The organism is Pseudomonas sp. AB6, assembly GCF_034314105.1.
GTDB lineage: Bacteria > Pseudomonadota > Gammaproteobacteria > Pseudomonadales > Pseudomonadaceae > Aquipseudomonas.
Window position 1 is genome coordinate 3,422,785 of sequence record NZ_JAVIWJ010000001.1, and the last position, 18,414, is coordinate 3,441,198.

Consider the following 18,414-nt stretch of genomic DNA (forward strand, 5'->3'; position numbering starts at 1 on the left):
AGTCCGAGCACTCAAAATCCCGTTTGATCTACCTCTCATTTGAACACCTCGTTTATTTAAACGGCCTGCCGACCTCCGTAAACTCGCATTATGAATACATCAGGTGACCGCTTACGCGCCCTCCTTCGGGAGTGCCATCTCTCAGCCACAGACTTCGCTGCCAACCGCAACGTGACGCCCCAACACGTGAATAACTGGTTCAAACGTGGCATCCCCATGGCGCGTATGGGTGAAGTGGCTGAACTATTAACTGTTAACCCGAGATGGCTGCGATCGGGAGAAGGCCCAAAACACCCTGGTGACAACTACGATGAGACGAGCGTCGCCGACACTGATCGTGCAACCCTCCAAATTGCCGAAGACGTGCGACTGCCGCTCCTTGAGGAAATAGAGGCGCCCCAAGGCTTAGGCCAAACTGTAGTCGTCCAAGCAACCACGCGAAAAATCCGCCTGCCGCTAAGCACACTGCAATCCATGAGCATCGAACCGGGCAACGCCGTATGCGCTCAGATGATCGGCAACAGCATGGCCGAGAAGATCCAGGCGGGGTCCATCGTCGGCATCGACCGCGGCCTGACACAAATCATCGACGGCGAAATGTACGCCCTCGAACACGATGGCATGCTCCGCGTGAAGTACCTTTATCGATTAGCCGGCGGATGCCTCAGGCTGCGCAGCCACAACAGCGCCGAGTACCCCGACGAGGTCTATGCCCCCGAACAAATTCAGCAACAAAATATTCGAGTCGTGGGATGGGTTTTTTGGTGGTCCACATTAAACACTCGCCGACGACCGGTATCGTTTCGATAAAGATGTTAAACGGTCTGTTGAAACGGGGGGTAGGAATCGAGACTCACCTCAAATTGGTTACCTCTGAGAGAGCGAATTTATTGGCGAAGGCCGTTAAGTGGTCGACCTGGAACACCTCGCTCACTCTGGCGAAAACGCCAATTCAGCCAGCCCTCTGCACATAAATGCTGGGCTTCCCCCCCGATCCCCAGTATCATCCGCGCCATGTTTTACTCGAAGCGAACGACCTGTTTGCCTCGCACCTATTCAGTCGCCCCCGCTGCGGGACGCACATTTGAAGGCGGTTGCGGTTTACCAAAAATAAACCAAACCCGTCACCGAGAAGCCGGCCACAAGCCGGCTTTTTAATGTCTGTTAACAACCTGTTCGTCGTTTGAAACTCGTTTTTGTCGAAAAAATTATTTGATTGCGCACCTAGAGCCCCGGGAATGCAGACCCCCGACAAATCAAACTTAACCACGCAACCATCGCGAAACACTTCCTCCGGTTTGTGCCCCCGTTGATGGCGCCTTCACGGTGAGCTTCACGCGATTGGTTTTTTCGTAATCAGGAGCGATGGCGTGCATCGTACTCATGAAGCCAATTGAGCTGAGCATCTTCCCCGGCGCTGGGGCGGTTTTTGGTGCATCGGCGGCATGGCTCACACAGGGAATAAACAAGGCACAAGACAGCAACAAAGGTCTGAATAAAGGGCTCACGGCAGGTAATTCCTCGCCTGGAAAGGCCGTCACGCTAGCTCAGGCCTCTTCTCCCACCGCGTGAACCCGGGTTAAGAAAAATTTAGTTTACCTGCCCAACGTACCCGCCCAAGGTTTCCTGCCTTAGAATAAATGCCGCTTTTCGCCTGGAGATTCGAATGAATCGTGCATTGGTCATCGAGGATGACGAAGTCACGGCACAGGCCATTATTGCTGAGCTTGCGGCTCACGGTTTCACTACGCAGTGGGCCGACAACGGCCGCGAAGGCCTTGCGATGGCTATTGCCGGTGGCCACGAAGTCATTACGCTGGACCGCATGCTGCCAGACTTCGATGGGCTGACCATCGTCAGCACGTTGCGCCAGTTGGCAATCCAAACGCCCGTTCTGATGATAAGTGCTCTGTCGGACGTCGACGAGCGCGTGCGCGGTCTGCGCTCCGGTGGTGATGACTATCTAACCAAACCGTTTTCAATGGTGGAAATGATCGCGCGTCTGGAAGTTTTGTTACGTGATCCTGCCCCAGGCAACGCTGATCGCTGCCTGAATTTTGGCTGTTTGCAGGTCGATTTGATTGAACAGTCAGCGACGCTCAACGGCGATGCAATCACTCTCCTCCCCACCGAGTTCAAGCTCCTGAGATACCTGATGCGCAACGCTGGGCAGTTGGTGACCCGTACCATGTTGTTTCAGGAAGTATGGGGGTATCACTTCGATCCCGGCACCAACATCATCGACGTCCACATCGGTCGGTTGCGTAAGAAAATAGAAGGCGCGACTGCACCGGCCATTCAGACGATTCGCGGGTCAGGTTATGTTCTGGTCGAAAAAAACTGATCGCTGGCGCTCCAGCAATAGCCGTCTGATCGGACTGTATGCAGTGTTTTTTGTCGCCTGGGGCGCGGTATTTACCGGTGTGCTGTATTGGGAAATTTCCCGCTACTTGGGCACCGTGGCCGAGCGCACCCTGATGCAGCGCGCGCATTACTATCAAAGGGTGGACGACGCCATGCTGGAGGCTGAACTGGCTGGGAGCGAGGTGTACTCCGTACCAGGAATCGACGCTTATGGCCTGTTTAAAGCCGATGGCAAGCACCTGACCGGGGATCTGCTCAAGCTACGTTTGAATCTCCCGGACGACGGCCAAGTGCATTATCTGGAACGTGGTTTGAGCATTGCGTTGCCCAGCGAGGAAACTCGCAGCAGTTACGCGCTCAGGCTGAACAGGCCAGATGGCAGAATCCTGATTCTGGCCCGTGATGGGGGCTCTATTTCCGCAGTGGGCGGCATCATTGGACAGGCGCTGTTTTGGGGATTGTCATTGACGCTGATTCCCGGCTTGGTTGGCTGGCGCCTGTTGCGCAGGCGGCCCATTCGCCGAGTGGAACGGCTACAGCGCAGTACCGAAAGTATCGTCTCAGGCAACCTGCGCGAGCGTCTGCCACTGTCTGCTCGCCGCGACGAACTCGACATGCTCGCGAACGCCGTGAACACCATGCTCGAACACATCGAGCAACTGATGCTAGAGGTCAAAAGCGTGTGCGACGGTATCGCTCATGACCTTCGAACCCCGCTGACCCGCCTTCGCGCGCGACTGTACCAACTGCAAAAGTTGCCGTTGCAACAGGCTCACGCCGATACGCTTAGCCTGGCGCTGGAAGAAAGCGAGTCAATCATGTTGCGGTTTCAGGGTCTGCTGCGAATCTCAGAACTGGAGGACACCCGGCGACGTTCGGCCTTCGAGTCGTTCCAGCCCGAAGCATTGCTGCAGCAGGCGCACGAGTTCTATGAACCGCTGGCTCAAGAAAAGGGTCAACGACTGATCCTGCACATGAGCGGTCACTATCCGACGCTACGCGGTGATGTATCGCTCCTGTTCGAGGCGCTGGTGAATCTCATGGATAACGCGATCAAGTTCACTCAGCCTGGGGGCGAAATACACCTGAGCTGCCTGCAAAAAGAGCACAGCCTGAGTATTGAAGTGCTCGATAACGGCCCCGGTATCCCGGCCGCCGAACGCAACAGTGTCACCCGGCGCCTCTATCGCGGCGACGCAACGCGACAGCAACCCGGCAACGGACTAGGCCTGTCGCTGGTCGCCGCCATTGCGCGCCTGCATGGGTTTGGCTTGCACATCGAAGAAGGCAATCAGGGTCGCGGCACTCGAATTATCCTTGACTGCCCATTACGTGGCGCTCAATACGAGGATTCTTAAATAATTCTTAACCCTGCTTAATTTGAGCGGGTCAGACAGCTCGCCTAGGTTGATGGACCTTCCGTCGACCCAAGGCTATATGTTCGTGAAACGCCCGATACTGCAGCTCGTTCTGACACTTGTTTGCGCTCACTGGATGCCGGCGTCTGCCGCACCTGTTCCCTCAGGACCAATGACCCCTTCACCGCCCCAGTTGAACGCCAAGTCCTGGGTACTCATGGATGCCGCCAGCGGTAACATCATTACCAGCCACGACCCGCAAGAACGCTTGCCGCCTGCCAGCCTGACCAAACTGATGACGGTGTACGTAGCCACCAACGAGATTCAGGCGAGCCGTCTGAAAGACGATGATGTAGTAACCATCAGCGAGAACGCCTGGCGCACCGGTGGTTCACGCATGTTCCTTGACCCGCGCAGCAAAGTGCCGGTACACGATCTGCTGCGCGGCATTGTGATTGACTCTGGCAACGACGCCAGCGTTGCCCTGTCGGAACATATCGCGGGAAGTGAAGAAAGCTTTGCCGGTTTAATGAATGCCACGGCCCAACGCCTGAGGCTGGAAGATACCCACTTCATGAATCCTACTGGCCTGCCTGTACCCGATCATTACTCGTCCGCCCTAGACATGGCGAAACTCGCGCGGGCGATCATCACTGACGAGTCGGCCTACTACTCGCTGTACAAAAACAAATACTTCACCTGGAACGGCATCCGCCAGCCCAATCGAAACCTGTTGTTGTGGCGCGATAGCTCAGTTGATGGCCTGAAGACCGGCCACACCGAGGCTGCTGGTTATTGCATGGTCACCTCTGCGGTGCGAGACGGTCGTCGTTTGATCACCGCAGTTTTCGGCTCCACCTCCATGCGCAATCGTGCCAATGACGCCGAAAAACTGCTGACCTACGGATTCCGATTCTTCGATACCCAGACCTACGCGAAAGCCGCTGAAGTGCTGGCAAACCCAATGGTCTGGAAGGGTGAAAACCGCACACTGGCGGTGGGCTTACTGGACGATATTTCGCTGACCCTGCCGAAGACTCGGGACCGCAAAATCGAAACTCGTTTGAACATCGATAAACGTCTTGTGGCACCCGTTGCAATGGGCGCGGTGGTCGGCAGTCTTGAGCTTTACGACGGCGAGCAGAAACTGGCAACTCGCCCCTTGATTGCTCTCCAAGCCGAAGCACCAGGGCCTTGGTGGACCCGCGCATGGGATACGGTGCGGCTGTTTATTCTCGACCTGCTGGGTATCGTGGTTCCGACGGAGTGAGGGCGACACACCCGTCCAGAACCATGGTCGAAGCCCTCCCTGCGCTGCTCAGCGAGGATAACTTCGACCGCGCGTTGATGGCGCCGGGTCAGGCCGTTTCCAAGTCGCACTCTGCGGCCCCGGTAAACGAATAAAAAAACTTAAGCCCGCAACGCTTTTTCCCCAAACCGATACGTCGCCAAGCAACACACCAACAAACCGCTCACCGCAATCAATCCACCCACCAGGCCGATATTCGCAATGCCCAGTTGGCTGATCACCATGCTGCCCAACAACGCACCGCCGCCGATGCCGATGTTGTAGATAGCCGAGTGCAGGGACATTGCCACGTCGGTTGCGTCTGGCGCCATGGCCAAGACTTTGGCTTGCATGACCAAGCCGAAGCACATGATTGCCATGCCCCAGACCACGCTCATGGTCGCGAGCCAAGAGGCTTTGCCGGAGAGCGGCAATAACAACATCAAGCACAGGGCCAGGGCGCCGATGGCGGTGATTAACATGCCTTTCGGGAAGCGGTTGTTGTAGCGGCTGAACACCACGGAGCCGAGGATACCGGCGCCGCCGAACAGCAACAACAGGATGGTGGTCATCTCGCCGCTCATGTGGGCGACGACTTCCGCGAAGGGCTCAATGTAGCTGTAGGCGGTGAATTGCGCGGTGATCACCAGCGCGGTCAGGACGTACAACGACACCAGTGCCGGGCGTTTGAAGAGAATCGGCAGACTTCTTAGGGAGCCGGAATTCTGACTGGGCAGTAGCGGTAACGATTTGATCAAGCACAACACCGTCACGCCGGCGGCGACGGCAATTGCCAGAAACGTGGTGCGCCAGCCTAGCGCTTCGCCTAACACGCGACCCAGCGGTATTCCGAGCACCATGGCCAACGACGTGCCGGTTGCCAGCAATCCCAGCGCCTGCACGTGTTTACCCGGCGGAGCAACGCGCACGGCCAAGGACGCGGTGATCGACCAGAACACCGCGTGGGCAAAGGCGATTCCGATGCGGCTGATCAGCAGCATGCTGAAGCTGGTCGCCATGCTGGAGAAGATGTGGCTGGCGATGAACAGCATGAAGACGAAGACCAGCAATTTACGCCGCTCAATGTTGCGGGTGAGCAGCATCATCGGCAGCGACGTCAAGGCCACCACCCACGCGTAAACCGTCAGCATCAGGCCGACCTGGGCCGTGGTCATGTTGAAGCTGTGGCCAATGGCGCTCAGCAGCCCGACCGGAACGAATTCGGTGGTATTGAAAATAAAAGCTGCTAGAGCCAGCGCGATCACGCTAAGCCAACTGCCGGTGCGAGCGTCCAGGATGCTGTTCATTGGATGCCGTGCAAACCTCAAATTAAAATCGATTAAAGCGGCCGCTCTTCAACACTCAAAAATCTTGCGTACAAAAACGCTACCCGAGGCTGGTTGCCGGGGCAGTGCATAGAGTAAGCAAAATATTATGAGTATGAGGGGTGCTGCGGGATGCCGAGAATTCTACGCGACTGCAAACGTTGTCACAACACGACACACTCAGGCTCAGGCCACAGAATGACGACTGGCACATGAACGCAAAATCGAAACGGGCCAAGCCCTGGACCTTCGACGTAAACAAAAGCCGGTTATGAGCTTCGCCAGGCTGTGCACAATCGCGCCGCCAGATCCGCTAAACGCGCCTCGAATTAGCGGGGATATTAAAATTTGGGCCGGAATCGCGCGCCAATAATCCAAGTGACTGAATCGACTGTCACACGACGTACACATCATAAGGCCACTATCCCAGTTCTCATTCAGTGTGATGGTTGGGTATGGACACTACTTTTTCGCCGTTCCGTCGTCCCGAAGTGCCGGGCGATCATCGGTGCGCCGGCGATTTGTGTCAGAACATGCCGACCATCGACGTAGCCGGTGCCAACTCGCAAGTGATGGAAATGTTCTCCTCCCATCGTGACCTGGCCAGTTTGGCGGTGTTGGAAGATGACAAACCTATCGGTTTGATCAACCGCACCATTTTCCTGTCGCAGATGAGTAAACCGTTTCATCGCGAGTTGTATGACAAAAAAAGCTGCATCGCATTCATGGACAAAGAACCGCTGATTGTCGATGCCGCCATGAGCATCGAAGCGCTGACGTTCAAGACTGTGGAGTTCGGCGAAAAAACCTTGGCTGATGGTTTCATCATCACCCGCGAAGGGCGCTTCCTCGGGTTGGGCAGTGGGCTGCAATTGATGGGCGTGGTCGCCGCGTTGCAGGCGGAAAAAAATCGTCAGATCATGCAGAGCATCGAATACGCCAGCGTCATTCAGCGCGCCATGCTCCGCGCGTCTCGTGAAACCCTGGCTTTGACCCTGCGTGACGCGGCCTTGGTCTGGGAACCTCGGGACGTGGTGGGTGGCGATTTCTATCATTTCGCCACTCACGCCGATGGCTGGTTCGGCGCGGTCGCCGATTGCACCGGCCACGGTGTGCCGGGGGCGTTCATGACCTTGATCGCTTCATCATCGCTGTCCAAAGCCCTCGAACACCTCGGTCCACGCAACCCCGCAGCGTTGCTGGCGGCGGTGAATCGCAGCGTCAAAGGCCTGCTGGGACAGGTCAATGGCGTCGACGAGACCCCCGAATCAGACGACGGCTTGGATGCCGCGTTTTTCTGGTTCGACACCGGACGTTCCGAGCTGACCTTTGCCGGGGCCAGAATTGCCCTATATATCCTCAGGCCCGACGCCGACCAGTTCGACACCCTCGCAGGTCAGCGCATGGGCGTTGGATACGTAGACAGCCACGCCGACTACGAATGGACTCAAAGCACCGTTGCCGTGCCGCCCGCAAGCGTCTTATTCATCGCCACCGACGGCCTGATCGACCAAATCGGCGGGCCGCGTAACATTGCATTCGGCAAGCGTCAAACCTGCGACGTAATCCTTGAGCACCGTGGCGAACCGGCAAGCGTGATCTGCGAGCAGTTACGGCAAACCCTCGGAACATGGCAGGCGACTCAAACCCGTCGCGACGACCTGACCCTATTTTGTGCCCGCATTCAGGACAACCTATGAGTGATTTGTCTTCGTCCGATCTGGACTGCGCGTTTTTCGACCTCGCCCAGCAGCGCAATGTGATTTTTTATCACATGGGTTATTTCTCCCACAGCATCGTCGCGGCCATGGCCGAGGTGGTGAAGCTACAACTGGAAGTTTCAGGGGTCAGTGGTCCGACACGGCGCAAGTTGTTTTCATCGTTTGTCGAACTGTCGCAAAACATCATTCACTACTCCTCGGACGCGCTGCCTCCAGGCCCAGATAACGGCGCACTACGGCAAGGCGCGGTGTGTATCACCGCGAACCCGGGTGGCCATTTGATGCTGTGCGCCAACCCCATCGCCACTGCGGACGTCGTTGCATTGCGTGCCAAGTTAGAGCCGTTACGTGACATGACGCTTGAGCAGATCAAGGTGGCCTACAAGGCAACACTACGTGCAGAAACTCCAGTGGACAGCAAAGGCGCGGGGCTAGGTTTTCTAACCATGGCGCGCGACGCCAGCGCGCCGCTGGAATTCGACTTTCACCCGCGCGCGGACGACCCCGAAACCACCTTGTTTTGTCTGAAAGCCATCATCTGAATAACAAGAGCGACAAGAGCCATGGATAACCTGCATATCGCTGCAACGGCTACTTCACCTGAAGTCGATTTTCGTTTCGATCAGCACCTGTTGTCTCTCAAGGGGGAGTCGTACCCAGAAAACGCGGCGGCGTTCTATGCCCCGATCATCCAACAGTTGCGCGCCTACCTGGAGACCTGCGAAAGCGTAGTGATTACCGCCAACGTCGCACTGGCCTACTTCAACAGTTCCAGCACCAAGATGCTTTTCAGCATCTTTGACGCCCTGGACCGATCGGCGCAGTCCGGTAACCGCGTGCAAATGAATTGGTATCACGACGAAGAAGACGAAACAATTCTGGAATTCGGCGAGGAGTTGCAAGCAGACTTCAAGGCCATCGACTTCACCGATCATCCGGTTTCAACTCAGTGAGGACACCATGCCCGCTCTAGCTTCTTCTCAGGACATGCCGATGGACGATCTCCCGGACTTGTTCAAAAGCGAGAACACGGCCCTCGACAGCGCCCGTGCAGCGTATGCCGCGTCTAACGCGGAGTCCCACGTGCATCGCCAATCGTTGGGTGAATTGATCACCCACTTCGAACGCTTGATGCGCGAGACCCGCCGCCTGATTGGCCGTAGCGACCGCGCCGAGCGAGAAATGAATGCGCTAAACGTGCAACTGAAGATGCTGGCTCAGCAACTCGAACACCGGGCGACCCATGATGCGCTGACAGGCGTACTGAACCGTGGCGCCGTGATTGAGCTGGCGGGGCAAGCATTGCGCGACGGCAGCGTGGTGATGATCGTGCTAGACATTGATTATTTCAAGCGCGTCAACGACGACTTCGGCCATCCCACCGGCGATGCGGTAATTCAAGGCATCGTCACCTGCCTGCGACGGATCGTGGCTGACCACGGAGTCATCGGCCGCGTCGGCGGTGAAGAATTCACCGTACTGCTTTCTACGCGAAACCTTGAGGAAGGCGCGCGTCTTGCCGAAGCCATGCGCGATGCCATCGCCAGCCACGTATTCGCAGCGCCGGTCAATCGCACTATAACGGCCAGTTTTGGCGTGAGCATCAGCCCCGGCGGCACCGACTTTGACACCGCGTACAGCATCGCCGACGCTGCGCTCTACGACGCAAAACGCAGCGGGCGTAATCGGGTGGAAGTGGCGGTTTAGCAGCAGACACCTGTGGGAGCGCGCGCCTAGGATGGCCGAGGGTGCCGAACGGCCTTGCGCAAACCCCAACCCCGCTGCATCCCCGCAGCGGCCAGCAAAATCGCAATCACGCCCAGCCACTGCATAACGTTCAAGCGATGGCCGAACGCAAACCAGTCGACGAAATCGCCGCAATCGGGTAGATAAACGACAGTGCACCGGTCAAAGCAGTCGGCAATTTTTGAATCGCTCCATACAGCAGCACGTACATCACACCCGTGTGAACCACGCCGAGGGTCAATAAGCTGGACCAACCCGCGAACTGCTGCGGCAGACCGTGAAAGTGTGCCCAAGGCGCCAACAACAGCGCCCCAGTGCTGACCTGAATCAACGCGATCAAATGCGGCGGCGTGCCAGTTAACCGTTTGATGATCAACGCGGCGAAAGCGTAGAGCAGGGCGGCGCCCAATGCCAAAGCGATCCCCGACACGTATTCATCGCTGGCTTGGTACTGGTCGCCGTGGGCACTCACAATCGCCAACATTCCAAGAAACGCTACGCCGAGCCACAGCATTTTTTGTGCGGTGATTTTTTCGCCGAGAAATAACGCCGCCAACCCCACCAACATAAACGGCTGAACGTTGTAGACCGCCGTACCAATGGCTATCGACGCACGGGAATAGGAAGCGAACAGCAGCAGCCAATTGCCAACGATGGCGACACCGCTGAGCACGGCCAGGGCAAAAATTCTGCGGGTTAAGATACCCGGGCGCAAAAAGCCCAAGACCCCGCAGATCAATAACAAGGTGACGGCACCGAACACGCAGCGCCAGAACACGACATCCACTACCGGCTGCCCGGAGACCAGCACGAACCAGCCAATGGTCCCCGATATCAGCATGGCGGTGATCATTTCCAGCGAGCCGCGACGTAGTGAAGCGTTCATGGTTCGACTCCTTTGAGAGGGCTAAAGTATGACCAACCCATGGCCGCGCGCTCCAGCGACTATAAAAGGCTAGAATCAATTTATGCCTTTTTTATCAAGGCAAACTTGATGAACTACCTATCAGACGGATATGACTGACGACATTGACCAATTGCTGATCAGCGCGCTCATGGAAGATTCCCGGCGTTCGCTGAAGGCGTTGGCCCAGATAAGTGGCTTATCAGCTCCCAGCGTCGCGGAGCGCTTGCGCAGGCTCGAAGAGCGCGGGGTGCTCAAAGGCTACACCGTCGAAATAGACCCTAAATGCTTCGGCTACCAACTGCAGGCCATCGTCCGCGTGCGCCCGCACCCTGGCCAGTTGCAGGAAGTCGAACGGCAGATCCAGGCGATCCCCGAATTCACCGAATGCGACAAAGTCACCGGCGAGGACTGCTTCATCGCCCGCCTGCATGTGCGCTCAATGGAGCAACTGGACACCTTGCTGGACAGGCTCAATGCTTATGCCGAGACCAACACCGCCATCGTCAAGAAAACCCCGGTAAAAAGGCGATTGCCACCGATGGCGTGACCCCCTGCAGGAGCCAACGTGTTGATAAGGCTTATTGTCAGGCGGATAGCAATTAACCGCTCGCCAACAAGCTGGCTCCTACAATGCGAATCGATTTTCGCCGCCTGTCATTTGCCCCAAAGCCCTCGCTCTGCTAGTGTCGCGCCGGTTTAATGCCCATCGAGATCGCCACCCATGGCCCGCAAAAAAGCTGCATTGGATTTCGAACAGTCCCTCGCTGATCTGCAAACGCTGGTCGAACGTCTCGAAAACGGCGAACTGTCGTTGGAAGATTCATTGACCGCTTTCGAGCAAGGTATCCGCCTGACCCGTGACTGCCAAGGCGCATTGGCCCAAGCCGAGCAGAAGGTGCAAGTCCTCCTTGAACGCGACGGCGAATTGGCTGAAGAGCCTTTCGATGCGGACCAGCCGGAATGATTGCCGTCTATCAGGCCCTTATTCAGGCCCGCGTCAACGCGGCCCTTGATGGCCTGTTTCTGGCACCCAGCCCTGAATTGAATCGCCTCTACGCCGCCATGCGCTATAGCGTAATGAACGGTGGCAAACGTGTCCGCCCATTGCTCGCCTATGCTGCCTGCGAAGCGCTAGGATCGCCTTTGGCGCTGGCCGACGGCGTAGCGTGCGCAGTTGAGCTGATTCACGCTTATTCGCTGGTGCATGACGATTTACCGGCGATGGACGATGACGATCTACGTCGCGGCCAGCCCACTACTCACAAAGCTTTCGATGAAGCCTGCGCGATTCTCGCCGGTGATGGCCTGCAAAGTATGGCTTTCAGCGTGCTACTCGATTCAACCCTGACGCCACAGGATGCCGACACCCGACTCAACATGGTCCGCGTGTTGACTCATGCGGCAGGCCCGGCCGGCATGGTCGGCGGACAGGCGATTGATCTGGGGTCAGTGGGGCTCAAGCTTGATCAAGCCGCCTTGGCGTTTATGCATCGGCACAAGACTGGCGCACTGATCGAAGCCAGTGTCACGCTTGGTGCACTTGCCAGTGGTCGCGCAGCAACGTCTGAACTCAACGCTCTGCAGACCTATGCTCAAGTCGTCGGCCTCGCGTTTCAGGTGCAAGACGACATTCTTGACGTTGAAAGCGATACCGCCACCCTCGGCAAACGCCAAGGTGCCGATATTGCCCGCGATAAACCGACTTATCCTGCGCTGCTTGGCCTCGATGCAGCCAAAATCTATGCCCTGGAGCTACGCGATCAGGCGCTGCATGCACTGCGACCTTTCGACGCGGCTGCCAAGCCGTTACGCGAACTTGCGCGCTATATCGTTGATCGCCGCAGTTGAAATGCGCCATTCACCGAACTGACTGACATCAGTCGGGTCTAGAACCTAGGTGTATACCACCATTGTCTGATCATCCTCTGCCCTGCTTCGTGGGCAGCTCGCGATGCATCAGGTAAACTGCCGCCTCTTTTTACTTATATCGATTCGCCTGATGCCCACGACGTTCAAAGAGATCCCCCGCGAGCGCCCAACGACGCCCCTGCTCGACCGTGCGAATACGCCGGACGGCTTGCGCAGATTGGGCGAGGCTGAGCTGGAAACCCTGGCGGACGAACTGCGCCTGGAGCTGCTCTATACCGTAGGCCAGACAGGCGGGCACTTTGGTGCCGGCCTGGGCGTCATTGAGCTGACCATCGCCTTGCATTACGTGTTCGACACCCCGGACGACCGTTTGGTCTGGGATGTGGGCCATCAGGCCTATCCGCACAAGATCCTCACCGGGCGTCGCCAGCAAATGGGCAGCCTGCGGCAGAAGGACGGCGTCGCCGCTTTTCCGCGTCGCAGTGAAAGTGAGTACGATACTTTTGGCGTCGGCCACTCCAGCACTTCGATCAGCGCAGCACTGGGCATGGCCCTCGGCGCCCGCCTGCAAAAAAGCTCACGCAAGGCCATCGCTGTTATTGGTGACGGCGCGCTGACTGCAGGCATGGCTTTCGAAGCGTTGAACCACGCGCCGGAAGTCGCCGCCGACATGCTGGTTATACTCAACGACAACGATATGTCGATCTCGCGCAACGTTGGCGGGCTGTCGAATTATCTGGCGAAGATCCTCTCCAGCCGCACCTACGCCAGCATGCGCGAGGGCAGCAAAAAAGTGCTGTCACGCCTGCCTGGTGCCTGGGAAATTGCCCGGCGCACCGAAGAGTACGCAAAGGGCATGCTGGTTCCCGGCACGCTTTTCGAAGAGCTCGGCTGGAACTACATCGGCCCTATCGACGGCCATGACTTACCCACCCTGATCGCAACCTTGCGCAACATGCGTGACCTCAAAGGCCCGCAGTTCTTGCACGTGGTAACCAAAAAAGGCAAAGGCTTCGCTCCGGCGGAAGCTGACCCGATTGGCTACCACGCGATTACCAAACTCGAACCGTTGAACGCCCCTGCCGCCGCGCCGAAAAAACCCAGCGGACCGAAGTATTCCGGGGTGTTCGGGCAATGGATCTGCGACATGGCCGAGGCTGACCCGCGTCTGGTCGGCATTACCCCTGCGATGAAAGAAGGCTCGGACCTGGTTGAATTCAGCGAGCATTATCCAGAGCGTTATTTCGACGTCGCCATCGCCGAGCAGCATGCCGTTACGCTGGCAGCGGGCATGGCGTGCGAAGGCGCCAAGCCGGTGGTAGCGATCTACTCCACGTTCTTGCAGCGCGGTTACGATCAACTGATCCATGACGTCGCCGTGCAAAATCTTGATGTGTTGTTTGCAATCGACCGTGCCGGTCTGGTGGGCGAAGACGGCCCGACCCATGCCGGCAGCTTCGACTTGTCATATTTGCGCTGCATCCCCGGCATCCTGGTGATGACGCCCAGCGATGAAAACGAATTACGCAAAATGCTCAGCACCGGGTATTTGTACGCCGGCCCCGCAGCCGTGCGTTATCCGCGTGGCACTGGCCCGAATGCTTTGATCGACAGCGGTCTTGAGCCTTTGGAAATCGGCAAGGGCGTTGTCCGCCGAACCGGGCAAAAGGTCGCCATTTTAGTGTTTGGCGTGCAAATGGCTGAAGCGCTGAAAGTAGCCGCAACCCTGGACGCCACCGTGGTCGACATGCGTTTCGTCAAGCCACTGGATGAAGCGCTGGTTCGAAAAATAGCCACTGAGCATGACCTGCTGGTCACCCTCGAAGAGAACGCCATCATGGGCGGCGCCGGCGCGGCGGTCAGCGAGTTCCTGGCCAGGGAAAACATCCTCAAGTCCGTGCTGCACCTTGGCTTGCCCGACAGCTACGTCGAACACGCCAAACCCGCGCAAATGCTGGCCGAGTGCGGGCTGGACGAAGCCGGGATCGAAGCGTCTGTGAGACAGCGTTTGGGATTGATGGCACGCTAAAAGCCGAGCGTTGAAGTGAGTTATACCTGATGCGCCGCATTAAGCAGCTCGCCACCAGTTGCCTCCCACAGGGGCGCAGATTTGGGGCTTAGCCCAACTGTCGTGGAATGCGGTAGAGGTAAAGCAGCACGGCGCTGGAGAACGCCAGAAGAAATAACGGCACCGCCTCCAGCCCGACAAAAACCGCTAACGCACCAACCCAAGCAGGTAAGCCAGCGGCCAGAAAGGCGATACGTCGACGCGCTGCCAACTCAATCCAGGCGGCGGGCTCTTCGGGCGTGTCCAAGGCTTTTTCAGTAGCGATCAACGCATGCTTGTAAGGGCCGAAGTATTTCAAACTAACGAACATCGTCGCCAAGCCGGCGACAAACATTGGCATCGCCAGAATCGGCACAAGCGCCTCGCTGGTGCCAAAAATCCCGTTGACCACCAGCAGCGGCGCCAAGGTCAAAAACAACTGCCACCACCACGCCAGAGCCAATCGGCGGCGTACGTTATTTCGGGTCACGCGCGGCCAGCCTCAGTCAGATGTTCGTTGCCCATCATATGGCCGAGTTTTCCGGCTTTGGTCGCCAAGTACTGTTTATTGTGCGGGTTATGCCCTGTGTGCAGCGGCACTCGCTCAGCGATGGTGATGCCCATGTCGGTCAGTGCCTTGACCTTGCGTGGGTTATTCGTCATCAAACGCAAGGATTTGACACCCATATGCTCAAGCATTGGCAAGCAGATGGCGTAATCACGCTGGTCGGCGGCGAAACCCAGACGTTCGTTCGCTTCAACGGTGTCAGCACCGCCATCTTGAAGCTCATAAGCGCGGATTTTGTTCAGCAGACCAATACCCCGGCCTTCCTGTCGCAGGTACAACAACACGCCACGGCCTTCTGCGGCGATGGCGCGCAATGCCGCTTCGAGCTGGGAGCCACAGTCGCAGCGCTGACTGAACAACGCATCGCCAGTCAGGCATTCGGAATGCACACGGCCCAGTACTGGCGCGCCATCAGCCACGTCACCGAGACTGAGAACGATGTGCTCGCGCCCAGTGGCCTTCTCAAGAAAGCCGTGCATGGTGAATTGCGCAAAGGGTGTTGGCAGCTTGGAAGCAGCGACGAAGACGACGGGCACCTTTGTGCTCCTGATCATGATTGGGACTTAGATTTCGCAAGGACAGTATTGTAACAGCAGGTTCTCAGGGACGCTTCGGCTGAATTATTGCCTATAAATATCGAGTTGATCGATAACACCCTATGAGCATCAATGAATTAGAAGACAAGGCGCTCATTAGAACGAGGCGGAAAGCCACACCAGCGCCTGCATCCCCAACCAGGCAAATACCCCCGCCAGCACGTCGTCCAGCATGATCCCGACGCCGCCGTGTACGTGCTTATCGATCCAGCTAATTGGCCACGGCTTGAGAATGTCGAAAAAGCGGAACATCAAAAATCCAGCCAGCAACCAATACCAGCCCTCGGGAACCAGCCACAGGGTAATCCACATCCCGACGAATTCGTCCCAGACGATGCCCTCATGGTCATGGACGCGAAGGTCATCGGCGACTTTGCCGCACAGCCAAAAACCAAACAGCATGGTGATGCCTAGCATCAGCCAATAACCCCAGTCCGGCAGCATTTGCCACAGCGGAACAAACGGCAGCGCGACCAGCGACCCCCAAGTACCTGGAGCTTTAGGCAGAGTGCCAGAGCCGAATCCGAAGGCTAGAAAATGCCACGGGTTGGTCCACACCGTCGGCGGCACCCGTTGTCCTGGCGTTTTTTTAGAATGATTTGTCACGGGTTCTCCTGAAAATGTTGATAGCCCCGCGCCAATGGCGTGACGTCTGCTCCGTCGCTGTCGATCAGGCGCACACCCTGCCCCGCCTCGACCCGACCGATCACATGCACGGGCAAGCCCGCGGCGAGCAACCCAGCCAAATTCGACGCGGGCAAGGTAAACGCGAGCACGTAATCGTCGCCGCCACTAAGCGCCGCCTCACGTGCAGCTTCCAGCCCAAGAAAACCTATCAGGGCCGCCGACATTGGCAGCGCATCGCGCTCAATCACCAGCCGCACAGCGGATGCCAAGGCGATGTGCCCGCAATCGGCCAATAACCCGTCAGAGATGTCCAACGCTGCCGTGGCCTTGCCGCGCAGAGCCAGGCCCAGCGTCAATTGCGGTTGCGGTGACCAATAGCGCGCCAACAACGCTTCAGCGATGGTCGACTCGGCAGCGCGCTGGTTGAGTACCAACGGTAATGCGCCGGCCCCGTCACCCAATTCGCCGCCAACGCACAATAGATCACCCACTTGGGCGCCACTACGAGTCAATGCCAAACCGGCCGACACCCGGCCAAACACCGTCAACGTCAGGCTCAGCGGCCCGCGGGTGGTATCACCCCCCACCAGCCGTAGCGAGCACCGCTGAGCCATCAAGTCCAAACCCCGGGCGAACGCGTGCAGCCAGTCGGCATGGACGTCGGGCAACGTCAGGGCGAGGGTAAAGGCTAGCGGGGTTGCACCCATGGCGGCCAAGTCGCTGGCAGCCACCGCAAGCGCACGCTGACCCAACAGAAAAGGGTCGCAGCGATCGGGGAAATGCACGCCAGATACCAGCGTGTCGGTAGAAATGGCTAACTGCTCGCCGGACGACACCGTCAGCAGGGCGCAATCGTCGCCGATCCCCAAGACAATGCCCTCGCCGACTTGCGCACAGGGCGCAGCGGCGAAGTAGTTACGGATCAGGGCGAATTCGTCCATGAGGATCAAGCGTTCAAGAACGCTTGTGAGCCTTTACCTCGGCTTCACGCAAGCGCGGAGCCAGTTTATCCAGCACACCGTTGACGAACTTGTGGCCGTCGGTAGAGCCATAGACTTTCGCCAGCTCGATACCTTCGTTTATTACCACGCGATACGGCACGTCGATGCGCTTGAGCAGCTCATACGTCGACAGACGCAAGATCGCCAGCTCAACCGGGTCGAGCTCGTCGATGGTAATGTCCAGGCAAGGCGCTAGAGCGGTGTCGATCTCGGTCTTGTTGGTCGGAACGCCGTGCAGCAATTCCTGGAAATAAGTAGCGTCGACGTTGCTGAAATCGTTATCGACGCGAAATTGCGCTTCGATTTCGTTTAGCGAATGTCCTGCCATGTGCCATTGATACAGCGCTTGTGTCGCGAGTTGACGCGCTTCACGACGCTTGGCGCTTTTGCCCTTGGCGATCTCAGGGTCTTTGGCATCGCGAGGGTTGAACTGGTCGCTTTCGTCGGAAATCATTGGGCCTCCAACTGTGCCAGCAAGCTGACCATTTCAATGGCGCAAAGGGCGGCTTCAGCGCCTTTGTTACCGGCTTTGGTGCCGGAACGTTCGATGGCTTGCTCAATGGAGTCGACAGTCAGCACACCGAAAGAAACCGGCACGCCGAACTCCATGGAAACCTGGGACAGGCCTTTGACGCATTCGCCAGCGACGTATTCGAAGTGCGGCGTGCCGCCACGAATAACAGCGCCCAAAGCGATGATGGCGGCGTATTCGCTGCGCTGAGCAACTTTTTGCACCACCAGCGGAATTTCGAAGGCACCCGGCGCACGGATGATGGTGATATTGCTTTCGCTCACACCATGGCGAACCAATGCATCAACAGCACCGCTCACCAGGCTTTCGACGACAAAGCTGTTGAAGCGGCCAACCACCAAGGCGTAACGGCCTTGGGGCGTGATGAAGGTACCTTCGATGGTCTTCAGGGTCATTAGGGTGCGTCTCATCTTAAAGAGCAAGCACGCCCAATCGGCGTGCTTTGAGGGATTTTAGGCCACCAAC

At 57.6% G+C, this 18,414-nt stretch carries 19 protein-coding genes and 1 pseudogene; 12 read left to right on the forward strand and 8 right to left on the reverse strand.

Going from position 1 to position 18,414, the window contains the following annotated elements:
• The first annotated feature begins 90 nt into the window (after window positions 1-90).
• The 4 genes from RGW60_RS16175 to RGW60_RS16190 all read left to right on the forward strand — a co-directional run bounded on the left by RGW60_RS16175 (window position 91) and on the right by RGW60_RS16190 (window position 4,992).
• Complete coding sequence (locus tag RGW60_RS16175) at window positions 91-810, forward strand: LexA family transcriptional regulator (protein ID WP_322205547.1); 720 nt, start codon at window positions 91-93, stop codon at window positions 808-810.
• Between the two features lie 856 nt (window positions 811-1,666).
• Window positions 1,667-2,344, forward strand: coding sequence for a response regulator transcription factor (locus RGW60_RS16180; RefSeq protein ID WP_322205548.1), 678 nt, complete (start codon window positions 1,667-1,669; stop codon window positions 2,342-2,344).
• Window positions 2,322-3,722 carry a HAMP domain-containing sensor histidine kinase gene (locus tag RGW60_RS16185; RefSeq protein WP_322205549.1) on the forward strand — a complete coding sequence of 467 codons (1,401 nt, stop codon included), beginning with the start codon at window positions 2,322-2,324 and terminating at the stop codon, window positions 3,720-3,722. Before RGW60_RS16180 ends, RGW60_RS16185 begins: the two co-directional genes overlap by 23 nt.
• A 217-nt stretch (window positions 3,723-3,939) precedes the next feature.
• Entirely contained in the window at window positions 3,940-4,992 is a 1,053-nt protein-coding gene (locus RGW60_RS16190) for a D-alanyl-D-alanine carboxypeptidase family protein (protein ID WP_322205550.1), read from the forward strand.
• Window positions 4,993-5,132: 140 nt separating this feature from the next.
• Here the strand turns inward: RGW60_RS16190 and RGW60_RS16195 are convergent, their stop codons facing one another.
• Window positions 5,133-6,317 carry a sugar transporter gene (locus RGW60_RS16195; protein WP_322205551.1) on the reverse strand — a complete coding sequence of 395 codons (1,185 nt, stop codon included), beginning with the start codon at window positions 6,315-6,317 and terminating at the stop codon, window positions 5,133-5,135.
• A 551-nt stretch (window positions 6,318-6,868) separates the two neighbouring features.
• Here RGW60_RS16195 and RGW60_RS16200 point away from each other — a divergent pair.
• From RGW60_RS16200 to RGW60_RS16215, 4 genes are read left to right on the forward strand one after another with little or no spacing between them, the layout of a single operon-like run.
• Window positions 6,869-8,035, forward strand: a complete 1,167-nt coding sequence (locus tag RGW60_RS16200; RefSeq protein WP_322206949.1) for a SpoIIE family protein phosphatase — start codon at window positions 6,869-6,871, stop codon at window positions 8,033-8,035.
• Window positions 8,032-8,598: a SiaB family protein kinase gene (locus RGW60_RS16205; RefSeq protein WP_322205552.1), complete on the forward strand. Its 567-nt coding sequence runs from the start codon at window positions 8,032-8,034 to the stop codon at window positions 8,596-8,598. The genes RGW60_RS16200 and RGW60_RS16205 overlap by 4 nt, the downstream gene beginning before the upstream one ends.
• A gap of 21 nt (window positions 8,599-8,619) precedes the next feature.
• On the forward strand, window positions 8,620-9,009 hold the full coding sequence (locus RGW60_RS16210) for a DUF1987 domain-containing protein (protein WP_322205553.1): 390 nt from the start codon (window positions 8,620-8,622) through the stop codon (window positions 9,007-9,009).
• Between the two features lie 7 nt (window positions 9,010-9,016).
• The gene (locus tag RGW60_RS16215; protein WP_322205554.1) at window positions 9,017-9,763 is read left to right on the forward strand and encodes a GGDEF domain-containing protein; all 747 of its coding nucleotides are present in this window, start codon (window positions 9,017-9,019) and stop codon (window positions 9,761-9,763) included.
• A 26-nt stretch (window positions 9,764-9,789) separates the two neighbouring features.
• Here RGW60_RS16215 and RGW60_RS16220 read toward each other — a convergent pair.
• A pseudogene (locus RGW60_RS16220) lies at window positions 9,790-10,688 on the reverse strand (DMT family transporter).
• A 130-nt stretch (window positions 10,689-10,818) separates the two neighbouring features.
• On the opposite strand from RGW60_RS16220, the gene RGW60_RS16225 reads away from it, so the two are divergent.
• The 4 genes from RGW60_RS16225 (at window position 10,819) to dxs (ending at window position 14,607) form a co-directional block, all read left to right on the forward strand.
• Entirely contained in the window at window positions 10,819-11,256 is a 438-nt protein-coding gene (locus RGW60_RS16225; RefSeq protein WP_322205555.1) for an Lrp/AsnC family transcriptional regulator, read from the forward strand.
• Window positions 11,257-11,430: 174 nt separating this feature from the next.
• Complete coding sequence (locus RGW60_RS16230) at window positions 11,431-11,673, forward strand: exodeoxyribonuclease VII small subunit (RefSeq protein ID WP_297836734.1); 243 nt, start codon at window positions 11,431-11,433, stop codon at window positions 11,671-11,673.
• Complete coding sequence (locus tag RGW60_RS16235; protein WP_322205557.1) at window positions 11,670-12,557, forward strand: farnesyl diphosphate synthase; 888 nt, start codon at window positions 11,670-11,672, stop codon at window positions 12,555-12,557. Before RGW60_RS16230 ends, RGW60_RS16235 begins: the two co-directional genes overlap by 4 nt.
• 151 nt (window positions 12,558-12,708) lie before the next feature.
• On the forward strand, window positions 12,709-14,607 hold the full coding sequence (gene dxs, locus RGW60_RS16240; RefSeq protein WP_322205558.1) for a 1-deoxy-D-xylulose-5-phosphate synthase: 1,899 nt from the start codon (window positions 12,709-12,711) through the stop codon (window positions 14,605-14,607).
• Between the two features lie 88 nt (window positions 14,608-14,695).
• On the opposite strand, the gene RGW60_RS16245 is transcribed toward dxs, so the two are convergent.
• The 6 genes from RGW60_RS16245 to ribE all read right to left on the reverse strand — a co-directional run bounded on the left by RGW60_RS16245 (window position 14,696) and on the right by ribE (window position 18,344).
• Entirely contained in the window at window positions 14,696-15,115 is a 420-nt protein-coding gene (locus tag RGW60_RS16245) for an MFS transporter (RefSeq protein ID WP_322205559.1), read from the reverse strand.
• A complete protein-coding gene (ribA, locus tag RGW60_RS16250; protein ID WP_322205560.1) occupies window positions 15,112-15,729 on the reverse strand; it encodes a GTP cyclohydrolase II in 618 nt (205 codons plus the stop codon). Before ribA ends, RGW60_RS16245 begins: the two co-directional genes overlap by 4 nt.
• Before the next feature lie 156 nt (window positions 15,730-15,885).
• Window positions 15,886-16,395: a phosphatidylglycerophosphatase A gene (locus tag RGW60_RS16255; RefSeq protein WP_322205561.1), complete on the reverse strand. Its 510-nt coding sequence runs from the start codon at window positions 16,393-16,395 to the stop codon at window positions 15,886-15,888.
• Window positions 16,392-17,357, reverse strand: a complete 966-nt coding sequence (thiL, locus tag RGW60_RS16260) for a thiamine-phosphate kinase (RefSeq protein WP_322205562.1) — start codon at window positions 17,355-17,357, stop codon at window positions 16,392-16,394. The genes RGW60_RS16255 and thiL overlap by 4 nt, the downstream gene beginning before the upstream one ends.
• A gap of 13 nt (window positions 17,358-17,370) precedes the next feature.
• Window positions 17,371-17,871: a transcription antitermination factor NusB gene (nusB, locus tag RGW60_RS16265; RefSeq protein ID WP_322205563.1), complete on the reverse strand. Its 501-nt coding sequence runs from the start codon at window positions 17,869-17,871 to the stop codon at window positions 17,371-17,373.
• On the reverse strand, window positions 17,868-18,344 hold the full coding sequence (gene ribE, locus RGW60_RS16270) for a 6,7-dimethyl-8-ribityllumazine synthase (protein WP_322166286.1): 477 nt from the start codon (window positions 18,342-18,344) through the stop codon (window positions 17,868-17,870). Before ribE ends, nusB begins: the two co-directional genes overlap by 4 nt.
• Window positions 18,345-18,414: the final 70 nt, after the last annotated feature.